This is a genomic window from Streptomyces solicavernae (assembly GCF_029968095.1).
Classification (GTDB): domain Bacteria; phylum Actinomycetota; class Actinomycetes; order Streptomycetales; family Streptomycetaceae; genus Streptomyces; species Streptomyces solicavernae.
The window spans coordinates 150,065-163,687 of sequence record NZ_JASCIR010000004.1 but is presented as its reverse complement, the minus strand read 5'-3'; the positions used below and the strand labels follow the sequence as shown (position 1 = coordinate 163,687).

The 13,623-nt window shown below is 72.6% G+C and carries 10 protein-coding genes; 8 read left to right on the top strand and 2 right to left on the bottom strand.

The genetic code is table 11. From position 1 onward, the window contains the following. Positions 1-101 precede the first annotated feature (101 nt). Positions 102-1,058 (bottom strand): methylmalonyl Co-A mutase-associated GTPase MeaB, encoded by a 957-nt coding sequence (meaB, locus tag QIS99_RS07380; protein ID WP_282511690.1) that lies wholly within the window; start codon positions 1,056-1,058, stop codon positions 102-104. A gap of 43 nt (positions 1,059-1,101) precedes the next feature. Beyond that, positions 1,102-2,304 carry an acetyl-CoA C-acetyltransferase gene (locus QIS99_RS07375; RefSeq protein WP_282511689.1) on the bottom strand — a complete coding sequence of 401 codons (1,203 nt, stop codon included), beginning with the start codon at positions 2,302-2,304 and terminating at the stop codon, positions 1,102-1,104. 169 nt (positions 2,305-2,473) lie between these two features. Here QIS99_RS07375 and mce point away from each other — a divergent pair, with 169 nt between their 5' ends. The 8 genes from mce to QIS99_RS07335 all read left to right on the top strand — a co-directional run bounded on the left by mce (position 2,474) and on the right by QIS99_RS07335 (position 13,572). Then, entirely contained in the window at positions 2,474-2,914 is a 441-nt protein-coding gene (gene mce, locus QIS99_RS07370) for a methylmalonyl-CoA epimerase (RefSeq protein WP_282511688.1), read from the top strand. Between the two features lie 227 nt (positions 2,915-3,141). Continuing rightward, positions 3,142-7,182 (top strand): polarized growth protein Scy, encoded by a 4,041-nt coding sequence (scy, locus tag QIS99_RS07365; protein ID WP_282511687.1) that lies wholly within the window; start codon positions 3,142-3,144, stop codon positions 7,180-7,182. 219 nt (positions 7,183-7,401) lie between these two features. After that, the gene (locus tag QIS99_RS07360) at positions 7,402-8,340 is read left to right on the top strand and encodes a coiled-coil domain-containing protein (protein ID WP_282511686.1); all 939 of its coding nucleotides are present in this window, start codon (positions 7,402-7,404) and stop codon (positions 8,338-8,340) included. Positions 8,341-8,425: 85 nt separating this feature from the next. Continuing rightward, complete coding sequence (locus QIS99_RS07355; protein ID WP_282511685.1) at positions 8,426-9,448, top strand: ABC transporter ATP-binding protein; 1,023 nt, start codon at positions 8,426-8,428, stop codon at positions 9,446-9,448. Between the two features lie 4 nt (positions 9,449-9,452). Further along, positions 9,453-10,229: an ABC transporter permease gene (locus tag QIS99_RS07350; protein WP_282511684.1), complete on the top strand. Its 777-nt coding sequence runs from the start codon at positions 9,453-9,455 to the stop codon at positions 10,227-10,229. A gap of 164 nt (positions 10,230-10,393) precedes the next feature. Then, positions 10,394-11,212, top strand: coding sequence for a hypothetical protein (locus QIS99_RS07345; RefSeq protein WP_282511683.1), 819 nt, complete (start codon positions 10,394-10,396; stop codon positions 11,210-11,212). A gap of 21 nt (positions 11,213-11,233) precedes the next feature. After that, positions 11,234-12,538, top strand: a complete 1,305-nt coding sequence (locus tag QIS99_RS07340; protein ID WP_282511682.1) for an ABC transporter ATP-binding protein — start codon at positions 11,234-11,236, stop codon at positions 12,536-12,538. A 131-nt stretch (positions 12,539-12,669) separates the two neighbouring features. Next, complete coding sequence (locus QIS99_RS07335; protein ID WP_408909505.1) at positions 12,670-13,572, top strand: ABC transporter permease subunit; 903 nt, start codon at positions 12,670-12,672, stop codon at positions 13,570-13,572. Positions 13,573-13,623: the final 51 nt, after the last annotated feature.

Genomic DNA, 13,623 nt, shown 5'->3' with positions numbered 1-13,623 from the left:
CCCAGACGGTTCCTGAACGCTGCCTGAAGGCTTCTCCTCACCCCTGCGGCGTTGAGGAGGCGCGTGCCCCGGCCGAGGTTGCGGGCCGGACCACCCGGGCCCTACCGCGACGTAAGCCCCGCCACCAGCTCATCCGCCGCCGCGTAAGGATCGAGCTCGCCCGCCACGATCCGCTCGGCCAGCGTGGACAACCGCCGGTCCCCGTGCAGATCCGCGATCCGCTCCCGCAGGGCGGTGACCGCGATCGTCTCCACCTCGTGCGCCGCCCGCGCCCTGCGGCGCTCCGCGAGCACCCCGCGCTCCTCCATCCACGCGCGGTGCTTCTCCAGCGCCTCGACGACCTCGTCGACGCCCTCGCCGCGCGCCGCGACCGTCTTCACGATCGGCGGGCGCCAGTCGCCGGGGCCTCGGGACTCCCCGAGGCCCAGCATGTGGTTGAGCTCGCGGGCCGTCGCGTCCGCGCCGTCGCGGTCGGCCTTGTTCACCACGTACACATCGCCGATCTCCAGGATTCCGGCCTTGGCCGCCTGGATGCCGTCGCCCATGCCGGGTGCGAGCAGGACTACGGAGGTGTCGGCCTGCGAGGCGATCTCCACCTCGGACTGGCCGACGCCGACCGTCTCGACGATGACCACGTCGCAGCCGGCGGCGTCGAGGACGCGGATCGCCTGCGGCGCGGCCCAGGCGAGGCCGCCGAGGTGCCCGCGCGTGGCCATCGAGCGGATGTAGACCCCGGGGTCGGAGGCGTGCTCCGACATCCGCACCCGGTCGCCGAGCAGCGCACCGCCGGAGAACGGCGAGGACGGGTCGACGGCGAGCACCCCGACCCGCTTCCCGGCCCGCCGGTACGCCGAGACGAGCGCCGACGTGGACGTGGACTTGCCGACGCCCGGCGAGCCGGTCAGGCCCACCACGTACGCCCCGCCGGCCAGCGGGGCCAGCGCCGCCATCACCTCGCGCAGCTGCGGGGACGCCCCCTCCACCAGTGAGATCAGCCGGGCCACGGCCCGCGGCCTGCCCTCCCGTGCCTGAGCCACCAGGGCGGGGACGTCCTGCATCACTGCTCCCGTTCTCTTCGCGTACGTGGGAACGACTGCGCGGTCAGGCCTTCGGGACCTTGACGACGAGCGCGTCGCCCTGACCGCCACCGCCGCACAGCGCGGCCGCGCCGACCCCGCCGCCGCGGCGCTGCAGCTCCAGGGCGAGGTGCAGCACGATGCGGGCGCCGGACATGCCGATGGGGTGGCCGAGGGCGATCGCGCCGCCGTTGACGTTCACCTTTTCCGGCGTAACGCCCAGGTCCTTCATTGACTGCACGGAGACCGCGGCGAAGGCCTCGTTGATCTCGATCAGGTCGAGGTCGCCGACGCTCAGGCCGTCCTTGTCCAGGGCGTGCTTGATGGCATTGGAGGGCTGCGACTGCAGGGAGTTGTCCGGGCCCGCGACGTTGCCGTGCGCGCCGATCTCGGCGATCCAGTCGAGCCCCAGCTCCTCGGCCTTGGCCTTGCTCATCACGACGACCGCGGCGGCGCCGTCGGAGATCTGCGAGGCGGTGCCCGCGGTGATCGTGCCGTCCTTGGCGAAGGCGGGGCGGAGCTTGCCCAGGGACTCGGCGGTGGTCTCGGCGCGGATGCCCTCGTCCTCGGCGAAGACGACCGGGTCGCCCTTGCGCTGCGGGATCTCGACCGGCGTGATCTCGGCCTCGAACAGGCCGTTCTTCTGCGCGGCCGCCGCCCGCTGGTGGGACTGCGCGGCGATCTCGTCCTGCTCGGGGCGGGCGATGCCGAGGCGGGTGTTGTGCTTCTCCGTGGACTCGCCCATGGCGACGCCCTCGAAGGAGTCGGTCAGGCCGTCGTACGCCATCGAGTCGAGCATCTCGATCGCGCCGTACTTGAACCCCGAGCGGGACTTGGGGAGCAGGTGCGGGGCGTTGGTCATGGACTCCTGGCCGCCGGCCACCACGACGTCGAACTCGCCGGCGCGGATCAGCTGGTCGGCCAGGGCGATCGCGTCGAGGCCGGAGAGGCAGACCTTGTTGACGGTGAGCGCCGGGACGTTCATCGGGATGCCCGCCTTGACCGCGGCCTGCCGCGCGGGGATCTGCCCGGCCCCGGCCTGCAGGACCTGGCCCATGATGACGTACTGGACCTGGTCGCCGACGACGCCCGCGCGGTCGAGCGCGGCCTTGATCGCGAAGCTGCCGAGGTCGGCTCCGGAGAAGGACTTGAGGGAACCAAGGAGTCGTCCCATGGGCGTGCGGGCCCCTGCGACGATCACCGAGGTCGTGCTGTTCGTTCCAGACATGAGGCACGGCCCCTTGGATGAGGAGTGAACGAGTTGGGGGGTCTGGGGGGATCCCCCCAGATGGAAGGTGAACCTCAATGTACTGAGGCGTACGGGCTCGGGTCACCGGCCTTTCGGTGTGATCGCGCGCACGTTGCGTGATCAGGGCCGACGCGCTCCACTGGTGCCCATGCTGACACGCATCGACCACATCGGGATCGCCTGCCACGACCTGGACAAGACCGTCGAGTTCTACACCTCGACGTACGGCTTCGAGGTCTTCCACACCGAGGTCAACCAGGAACAGGGCGTCCGCGAGGCCATGTTGAAGATCAACGAGACGTCCGACGGCGGCGCCTCGTACCTCCAGCTCCTGGAGCCGACCCGGGAGGACTCCACGGTCGCCAAGTGGCTGGCCAAGAACGGCGAGGGCGTGCACCACATCGCCTTCGGCACCGCGGACGTCGACGCGGACGCCGCCGCGGTCAAGGACAAGGGCGTACGGGTCCTCTACGACGAGCCGCGGACCGGCTCGATGGGGTCCCGGATCACCTTCCTGCACCCCAAGGACTGCCACGGCGTCCTCACCGAACTGGTCACTTCCGCGGCGGAGCCCTCCCAGGACCACTGACCTCGGCATCCCTGGGCCGGTAGGGTTGGGGGCGGCCGTCGCGCGTATCGGGGCGGCCGTTTTCCGGGGTCCGGGGTCCGGGGTCACGCGTGTCGAGCGGCCGTCGCGTCAAGGCGGCATCCCCTCGTACGCCGTGGATCTGTCACCATTCCCCCGGGGGCCCGTTCGGCGGACGGACTGGGCTCGTACGGAGAAACTTGTCGCCAGGGGACGGATGGGACCGCGCAGTGCGGGGCTACGAACGCCAGGACAACTCGCGGGCTGAGACCGGCCGGACCGACAGCCTCTCGCGGTTCGAGGCCGAGATGGACCGGCTGAAGACCGAGCGGGAGAAGGCCGTTCAGCACGCCGAGGACCTCGGCTACCAGGTCGAGGTGCTGCGCGCGAAGCTGCACGAGGCGCGCCGCAGCCTCGCGTCCCGCCCTGCCTACGACACCGCCGATCTCGGTTACCAGGCCGAGCAGTTGCTGCGGAACGCCCAGATCCAGGCCGACCAGCTGCGCGCCGACGCCGAGCGTGAGCTGCGGGACGCCCGCGCCCAGACCCAGCGCATCCTCCAGGAGCACGCCGAGCAGCAGTCCCGGCTGCAGTCCGAGCTGCACGCCGAGGCCGTGTCCCGGCGCCAGCAGCTCGACCAGGAGCTCAACGAGCGCCGCCAGACCGTCGAGTCGCACGTCAACGAGAACGTGGCGTGGGCCGAGCAGCTGCGCAACCGCACCGAGCAGCAGGCCCGCCGCCTGATCGACGAGTCGCGCACGGAGGCCGAGCAGTCCCTGGCCGCCGCCCGCGCGGAGGCCGAACGGCTCACCACCGAGGCACGGCAGCGGCTCACCGGCGAGGCGGAGGCCGGCCGGGCCGAGGCCGAGGCGGTCCTGCGCCGGGCCCGCGCCGAGGCCGAGCGCCTCCTGAACGCCGCCTCGCAGCAGGCCCAGGAGGCCACCGACCACGCCGAGCAGCTGCGGTCGAGCACGGCGAGCGAGTCCGAGCAGGCCCGCCGCAAGACCGCCGAGCTGAACCGCACCGCCGAGCAGCGCATGACGGAGGCCGAGTCGGCGCTGCGCGAGGCGCGGTCCGAGGCGGAGAAGGTCGTCACCGAGGCCAAGGACGCCGCGGCGAAGGCCCTGGCCACCGCCGAGGCCACCAACGAGCAGCGGACCCGTACGGCGAAGGAGCAGGTGGCCCGCCTGGTCGGCGAGGCGACCAAGGAGTCCGAGGCCACCCAGGAGGAGGCCGCCCAGGCCCTCGCCGACGCCCGCGCCGAGGCCGAGAAGCTGATCGCGGAGGCCGCCGAGAAGGCCCGTACGATCACGGCCGAGGAGACCGCATCCCAGCTCGCGGCGGCCGCGCGCAGCGCCGAGGAGTCGCTCAACAAGGCCGCCGAGGACGCCGAGAGGACCACGAAGGCCGCGAGCGACGAGGCGGAGCGGATCCGCAGCGAGGCCGAGACCGAGGCGGACCGGCTGCGGGCCGAGGCGCACGACATCGCGGAGGAGCTGAAGGGCGCCGCGAAGGACGACACCAAGGAGTACCGCGCCAAGACGGTCGAGCTGCAGGAGGAGGCGCGCCGGCTGCGCGGCGAGGCCGAGCAGCTGCGGGCCGAGGCGGTCTCCGAGGGCGAGAAGATCCGCGCCGAGGCCCGGCGCGAGGCGGTGCAGAAGATCGAGGAGGCCGCGGCCTCCGCCGAGGAGCTGCTGACCAAGGCGCGCGGCGACGCCGATGAGCTGCGCACCGGGGCGAGCGCGGACGCAGAGAAGGTCCGCACCGAGGCCATCGAGCGGGCGACGACGCTGCGCAAGCAGGGCGAGGAGACCCTGGAACGCACCCGCACCGAGGCCGAGCGCCACCGCGACGAGGCCCGGGAGCAGGCCGAGGCCACCAAGGCGGAGGCCGAGGAGGCGGCGCGGCAGCTGCGCCAGGAGGCGGACGCGGCGATCGAGCGCCGGCAGGCCGAGGCCGCCGAGGAGTTGACCCGGCTGCACACCGAGGCCGAGGAGCGGGTCAGCGCGGCCGAGACGGCGCTGCAGGACGCCCGCACCGAGGCCGAGCGGATCCGGCGCGAGGCCGCGGACGAGACGGAGCGGCTGCGCGCCGAGGCCGCCGAGCGCATCCGCACGCTGCAGGCGCAGGCCGAGAACGAGGCCGAGCGGCTGCGTACGGAAGCGGCCGCGGAGGCGTCCGAGTCGCGGGCCGAGGGCGAGGCCGTCGCCGTACGGCTGCGCAGCGAGGCCGCGACGGAGGCGGAGCGGCTCAAGACCGAGGCGCAGGAGACGGCCGACCGGGTGCGCGCGGAGGCCGCGGCCGCCGCGGAGCGGGTGTCGGCGGAGGCCGCCGAGGCGCTGTCGGCCGCCCAGGAGGAGGCCGCGCGGCGCCGCCGGGAGGCCGAGGAGCTGCTCAACTCGGCGCGCACGGAGGCCGACCAGGAGCGGGAGCGGGCCGGCGAGCAGAGCGAGGAGCTGCTCGCCGCGGCGCGCAAGCGGGTCGAGGAGGCGCAGGCCGAGGCGCACCGCCTGGTCGAGGAGGCGGACCAGCGGGCCGGTGACCTGGTCGCCGCGGCCGAGCTGACGGCGCAGCAGGTGCGGGACTCCGTGGCGGGGTTGCACGAGCAGGCGCAGGAGGAGATCGCGGGCCTGCGTTCGGCGGCCGAGCACGCGGCGGAGCGCACCCGCGGCGAGGCCACCGAGGAGGCGGAGCGGGTCCGCACGGACGCGTACGCGGAGCGGGAGCGGGCCGCCGAGGACGCGGCGCGGCAGCGGCGCGAGGCCCAGGAGGAGTCCGAGGCCGCCAAGTCCCTTGCGGAGCGCACGGTCGCGGAGGCGCTGGCGGAGGCCGAGCGGCTGCGGTCGGAGGCGACGGAGCACGCTCAGCGGTCCCGTACGGAGGCGTCCGAGCGGCTGTCCGCGGCCGAGCAGGACGCGTCCCGTAGCCGCGCGGAGGCCCGCGACGACGCCAACCGGATCCGCACGGACGCGGCGGAGCAGGCCGACCGGCTGATCGGCGAGGCCACCTCGGAGGCCGAGCGGCTGCAGTCCGAGACGCAGGCCGCGGCGGAGCAGCTGCGCGCGGAGAGCCAGGCCGCCGCCGACCAGCTGCGCACCGAGACGCAAGCCGCGGCCGACCAGCTGCGCGCGGAGTCCCGGGCCACCGCGGACCAGCTGCGCGCGGAGTCGGAGGCCACCGCCGAACAGCTGCGCGCCGACAGCCAGGCCGCCGCCGACCAGCTCCGCGCCGAATCCCGCGCGGAGGCCGACCGGACCCTCGCCGACGCGGGCAACGAGGCGGAGCGGCTGCGCGCGGAGGCGGCGGAGACCGTCGGCTCGGCGCAGCAGCACGCGGAGCGGATCCGCAGCGAGGCCGAGCGGGTCGGGGCGGAGGCCGCCGCGGAGGCGGAGCGGCTGCGCAGCGAGGCGCAGGCGGAGGCCGAGCGCATGCGCGACGAGGCCCGCGCGGACGCCAACAAGCGGCGTACGGAGGCCGCCGAGCAGGTCGACAAGCTCATCACGGAGTCGACGGCGGAGGCCGAGAAGCTGACGGCGGAGGCGGCCGAGAAGGCGCTGAAGACGACGGCGGACGCGGAGACGCAGGCGGACACGATGGTCGGCGCCGCACGCAACGAGGCGGAGCGGCTTGTCTCCGAGGCGCGCACCGAGGGCCACTCGATGGTCGAGAAGGCGCGTACGGACGCGGACGAACTCCTCGTCGGCGCGCGCCGGGACGCGACCCAGATCCGGGAGCGGGCCGAGGAGCTGCGCGAACGCATCACCGGCGAGATCGAGGAGCTGCACGAGCGGGCGCGGCGCGAGTCCGCCGAGCAGATGAAATCTGCGGGAGAACGCTGTGACGCCCTGGTGAAGGCGGCCGAGGAGCAGCTGGCCGAGGCGCAGGCGAAGGCCAAGGAGCTGAAGGCGGACGCCGATTCGGAGGCGAGCACGGTGCGCATCTCCGCCGTGAAGAAGGCGGAGGGCCTCATCAAGGAGGCCGAGCAGAAGAAGGCCGACGCCGTACGGGAGGCGGAGCGGCTCACCTCGGAGGCCGAGCGGGAGGCCGCGCGGCTCGTCGAGGAGGGGCAGCGGGAGCTGGACGTCCTGGTGCGCCGCCGGGAGGACATCAACGCCGAAATCTCCCGGGTCCAGGACGTCTTGGAGGCCCTGGAGTCCTTCGAGGTGCCCTCGGCCGGCGGCAACGGCAAGGCGGGCGGCGGCTCCGGGGGCGTCAAGGCGGGGGCGACGGTCGGGGCCCCTCGATCGGGTGGGAAGTCCTCGGAAAACTAGGGCCGGTCCGGCGGGCCTTCGCGGAACAGGCCCTGGCGGGAACGCCATCTTCCGTACTCGGCAGGGGTGTTGGGAGACAGCGCTGGCAAGCGGTCCGGTCATGTGCCACCCGAAAGGGGTGTCATTCTCCAGATCAAACGGGCAACTGCTCGATGACACGCCGCCAAGACCCCTAGGATTCCTCCTAACACCTCACCGGTCCCATTTGACAGGAACCCCATGAGCGACACTTCCCCCTACGGCTTCGAGCTTGTGCGGCGTGGGTACGACCGCGCTCAGGTGGACGAACGTATTTCCAAGCTCGTCTCCGACCGTGACTCCGCTCTCGCTCGTATCACTGCTCTGGAAAAGCGCATCGAGGAGCTCCACCTCGAAACGCAGAACGCCCAGGCCCAGGTGAACGACGCGGAGCCGTCGTACGCCGGACTCGGCGCCCGCGTCGAGAAGATCCTCCGGCTTGCCGAGGAGGAGGCCAAGGACCTGCGCGAGGAGGCCCGTCGGGCCGCCGAGCAGCACCGCGAGCTGGCCGAGTCCGCCGCCCAGCAGGTGCGCAACGACGCGGAGGCGTTCGCCGCCGAGCGCAAGGCCAAGGCCGAGGACGAGGGCGTCCGGATCGTAGAGAAGGCCAAGGGCGAGGCGACCGCGCTGCGCACCGAGGCGCAGAAGGACGCGCAGTCCAAGCGCGAGGAGGCCGACGCCCTCTTCGAGGAGACCCGCGCCAAGGCCGCGCAGGCCGCCGCCGACTTCGAGACCAACCTCGCCAAGCGCCGCGAGCAGTCCGAGCGCGACCTGGCCTCGCGTCAGGCCAAGGCCGAGAAGCGCCTCGCGGAGATCGAGCACCGCGCCGAGCAGCTGCGCCTGGAGGCGGAGAAGCTGCGCACGGACGCGGAGCGTCGCGCGCGCCAGACGGTGGAGACCGCGCAGCGTCAGGCCGAGGACATCGTGGCGGACGCCAACGCCAAGGCCGACCGCATCCGCAGCGAGTCCGAGCGCGAGCTGGCGGCCCTGACCAACCGCCGCGACTCGATCAACGCGCAGCTGACCAACGTCCGCGAGATGCTGGCCACCCTCACCGGTGCCGCCGTGGCCGCGCAGGCCGCGCCGGGCGGCGAGGAGGAGCCGGTCAGCCGCGGAGTTCCGGCCCAGCAGACCCGCTGACCACTGCTTCTGCGGTACCCCGAGCGCGACGAAGCCCTCTGTCACTCAAGTGGCAGGGGGCTTTGTGCCGTTTTAGCGTGGCCGCATGATCGAGCTTGAGGGCCTGACGAAGCGGTACGGGGAGAAGGTCGCGGTCAACCATCTGACCTTCACCGTCAGACCCGGCGTCGTCACCGGCTTCCTCGGGCCCAACGGCGCGGGCAAGTCCACCACGATGCGGATGCTCCTCGGCCTGGACCACCCCACCGCCGGTGACGTGCGGATCGACGGCCGGCACTACGAGCAGATCCGGCACCCGCTCAAGTACATCGGCGCCCTGCTCGACGCCAAGGCCATGCACGGCGGGCGCAGCGCCTTCAACCACCTCCTGTGCCTGGCGCAGTCCAACGGCATCCCGAAGTCCCGGGTGGCCGAGGTACTGGACACCGTCGGCCTCACCGCCGTCGCGAGGAAGAAGGCCAAGGGCTTCTCGCTCGGCATGGGCCAGCGGCTCGGCATCGCGGGCGCGCTGCTCGGCGATCCGCAGATCCTGATGTTCGACGAGCCGGTCAACGGTCTCGACCCCGAGGGCATCCACTGGATCCGGAATCTGATGAAGGGCCTCGCGGCGCAGGGCCGTACTGTCTTCGTCTCCTCGCACCTGATGAGCGAAATGGCCCTCACCGCCGACCACCTGGTAGTCATCGGCCAGGGCCGTCTGCTCGCGGACACCTCGATGGCCGACTTCATCCGGGAGAACTCCCGGTCGTACGTACGACTGCGCTCACCGCAGCAGGAACGGCTCCGGGACGTCCTTGGACAGGCCGGGGTGCCCGCCGTCGAGGCCGGAAGCGGAATCCTGGAGGTGGACGGGGCGCGGTCGGAGCTGATCGGGGAGCTGGCCGCCGAGCACCATCTCGTACTCCATGAACTGAGCCCGCAGCAGGCCTCGTTGGAGGAGGCGTTCATGCAGTTGACCGCCGAGTCGGTGGAGTACCACGCGCACTCCGATACGGGGCCGCCGGACACCAACGGGTGGGCCGGAGGCACGGGCACGGAGGCCGTTTCCGGCGGCGGTTGGGGCGAGCAGTGGGCCCGGGAGCAGCGGAAGCGGAAGGCGGGGGGCTGAGCGGATGTCCTCGGGACGCGTACTCGTACTCAAGTCGGAGTGGACCAAGATCCGGTCGGTGGCGTCGACGGTGTGGACGCTGGGCCTCGCCGTCGTCGTGACGGTCGGCCTCGGCCTGCTCATCTCGATCCTCGTCAGCAACGACTTCGACTCCATGAACGCCCGCGAGCGGCTCGCCTTCGACCCGACCGCGATCAGCTTCGCGGGCATGGGCCTCGGTCAGCTGGCGATGATCGTCTTCGGGGTGCTCGTGGTGTCGAACGAGTACAGCACCGGGATGATCCGCACCTCGCTCGCGGCGGTGCCGCAGCGCGCGGCGTTCCTGTTCAGCAAGATCGCGGTGGCCACGGCGCTCGCCCTGGTGGTGGCCATGGTCACCAGCTTCATCACGTTCTTCGTCGGCCAGGCAGCGATGGGCGAGCACCGGGCCTCGCTCGGCGACCCCGGAGTGCTGCGGGCGGTGATCGGCGGCGGGCTCTACATGACGCTGATCGCGCTCTTCTCGATGGGCGTCGCCGCGATGCTGCGCAGCCCGATGCTGTCGCTCGGCATCCTGATGCCGTTCTTCTTCCTGGTCTCCAGCATCCTCGGCAACGTCTCGGCCACGAAGAAGATCGGCCAGTTCCTGCCGGACCAGGCGGGCCAGAAGATCATGCAGGTGGTCAGCCCGCTGGACGACGACACTCCGTACGGGCCCTGGGGCGGGTTGGCGATCATGGGGGCGTGGGTGGTGGTGGCCGTTCTGGGCGGGTATGTACTGCTCAAGCGGAGGGATGCGTAGGGGTTTGTGGGAGTTCGTAGGTGTTCGTAGGGGCTCGTGGGAGTTCTTGCGATTTCGTGCGAGTTCATGCAAGTTCATGCAAGTTTTCCTCCTTGGGCCGGTCGCGCAGTTCCCCGCGCCCCTGGAAGGGCGCACCCTCGCGGGGCGAGTGCAGGAGGCAAGTCGTGAAGGGGCGGAGCCTTGTCGAGCTCGGGCTCGGTGTCGTGCCGTTCGAGCAGCCGCTGACGTACCCCGGGCCGCCCGTGCCCTGGCCCGCCCTGTTGCGCGGGGACCGGCTGCTGCGGCTCACGGGCGGCGCGGGTCCGCTCGGCGGGATGTACGTCGAGGGCGGGGGGCGGCTCGACCAGGTCCTGGACGACCTGGACCGTCGCCACCCGGTGCTCGCCGTCGGCTCCAACGCCTGCCCCGCCCAGGTCGCGTACAAGCTCGCGCGGCGGTCCCTCGGCTCGGACGTGCCGATGCTGCCGGTCACGGTGCGCGGCCTCGGCATCGGGTGCTCCGCACATGTGGGGCGGGCCGGGTATGTGGCCGCCGCCCCCTACCCGGACCCGGACAGCACCCGCACCCTCGTCCTCAGCTGGCTCGACGACGCCCAGCTCGCCGCCGTCGACGCCACCGAGCTGCCGTACTACCGGCGCCGGTGGCTGGACGAGGGCTACCTCCGCGGCGACGGGCCCGGCGCCTGGGTCTACACCGGGGAGCGGGGCGTACTCGCCGGTCCCGACGGGCGGCCGCTGGCGGCGGGCGAACAGGAGGCGCTGCTCGCCGGGCTGCTCGCGGGCTCGGCGGCGCTGCGCGCGCTGCTCGGTCCGGACGCGCGGGCCTGGGTGCGCGCGGCGCGGGCCGACGAGGCGGTACGGGCCCGGGCCGCGCGGCTCTTCGCGGAGGAGGGCCTGGTCCTTCACCCGACTTGGCCGGAACCGTCAAGCCGTGGATATCCTCCTAACCCTTACGGGGGCGTGAGCACTGCCCCGACGTCCTGAACCTCTCGATGGGTGCGGAGAATGATCGAGGCAGCCGGTCTGACCAAGCGCTACGGCGCGAAGACGGCCGTGTACAACCTTTCCTTCCAAGTCCGGCCGGGCACCGTGACCGGCTTCCTCGGGCCGAACGGCTCGGGCAAGTCGACGACGATGCGCATGATCCTCGGGCTCGACAACCCGACGTCCGGTCGCGTCACGATCGCCGGGCACCCGTACCGCAAGCTGCCGAACGCGCCGCGCCAGGTGGGCGCGCTGCTCGACGCCAAGGCCGTGCACGGCGGCCGGCACGCCCGCAACCACCTGCTCTCGCTCGCCCAGCTGTCCGGCATCCCGGCCCGCCGGGTCGACGAGGTGCTCGGCGTCGTCGGCCTCCAGGACGTGGCGAGGAAGCGGTCCAAGGGCTTCTCGCTCGGCATGGGCCAGCGCCTCGGCATCGCCGCCGCGCTGCTCGGCGACCCGCAGGTGCTGCTCTTCGACGAGCCGGTCAACGGCCTCGACCCCGAGGGCATCCTCTGGGTCCGGAACCTGATGAAGTCGCTCGCCGCCGAGGGCCGTACGGTCTTCGTCTCCTCGCACCTGATGAGCGAGATGGCCCTGACCGCCGAGCATCTGATCGTGATCGGCCGCGGCCAGCTGCTCGCCGACATGAGCGTCCGTGAGTTCATCGCGGCCAACTCGGCGGGCTTCGCGCGCGTCCGTACGCCGGAGACCGAACCGCAGCAGCGCGAGAAGCTGACGTCGGCCCTGACCGAGGCGGGCGGCCAGGTGCTGCCCGAGCAGGACGGCGCGCTGCGCGTCACGGGCCTGCCGCTGCCCCGCATCAGCGACCTCGCGCACGAGGCGGACGTACGCCTGTGGGAGCTGTCGCCGCACCAGGCCTCGCTTGAGGAGGCGTACATGCGGCTCACCCAGGGCGCGGTGGACTACCGCTCCACGGCCGACCAGCTGGGCGGCTTCCAGGAGCCGCAGGCCGCGGGCATGCCGCCGGGGATGGCGCCGCCGGTGCCGGTGCCCGGCCAGGACCAGCCGGGCTGGTACCCGCCGCCGGCCCCGCAGCACGGCGACCGGCCGAACCCGTACGCAGACCAGGCGCAGGCGCAGGCGCAGGCACAGGCGCAGGCACAGGCGCCCGAGCACACGGCGATGCTGCGCACGCTGCCCGCCGCGGCCGCGCAGGAACAGCAGACGGCGATGCTGCGCAAGCTGCCCGAGCCGCAGCAGCCGCAGGCCCAGCCCCAGGCCCAGCAGCCGCAGGCCCAGCCGCTGCCGCCCGCCGCAGCACCGACCGAGAGCGCCACCAGCGACAACGAGGACGCCACCCGATGAGCACTCCGCCCCCGCCCTCCGCGCCGCAGCCGCAGCAGCCGCCCCAGCCCCCGTCCGCGCCCCCCGCGCCGCCCGCTCCCCCGCAACACCCGCAGCAGGCGCCCCAGCAGCCGCCGCAGGAGCACACCGCGATGCTGCGCACGCTGCCCGCCCCGCAGAACGCCACCCCCCAGCAGCCCCAGCCCCAGCCCCAACAAGCCCAACAAGCCCAACAGCAGTGGCAGTCGGCCCCGCAGGTGGACACGTACGTCTCGCCGATCCCGATCACGAAGACGCACCTCGGGCACGCGCTCACCTCGGAGTGGACGAAGCTCCGCAGCGTGCGCTCCACGATGTGGACGCTCGGCGTGATGCTGGCCCTGGTCCTCGGCATCGGCACGCTGATCGGCATCGTCGCCGCCTCGGCCGACCTGGACCTCGACGGCGCATCCGCCATCGGCCTCGGCTCCTTCGGCATCCTGCTCGGCATGCTGTGCGTGATGACGCTGGGCGTGCTGACCATCGGCTCCGAGTACGGCACCGGGATGATCCGTACGACCACGACGGCCTGCCCGTCCCGCAGCCGGATCCTGGCCGCCAAGTCGATCGTCTTCTTCGCCCTGGTCTTCGTCGTCACCACGCTCGCGGCAGCGCTCGTGGCCGCGCTGCAGACCGCCATGGTCGAGGGCGCGAGCGCGACCGGCGAGGAGTGGCTGCGCGGCACGGTCGGCGTGGGTCTCTTCGTCGCGACGCTCGGGCTGCTGTCGCTGGCGGTGGGCGCCCTGGTGCGGCACTCCGCCGGAGCGATCACGATCATGATCGGTGTGGTGCTGCTGCCGCTGGTGCTCGCCATGTTCATGTTCTCGAAGTCCATGGCGGACCTGCAGCTGTTCCTGCTGCAGTACGCCGTGCCCAGCCAGCTGATCGCCTTCTACGGCGACTCGGTCGCCGGCGGCACCGGCCCGACGGGCTGGGAACCGCTGTGGATCATGATCGGCCTGACGGCCGTCGCCCTCGGCGCCGCGTTCCTCACCACCGAGACCAGGGACGTCTGACCGACGGACGCCCTCTGACGGACTCCTCGGATGCGGGTGCCGGGCGAGGCG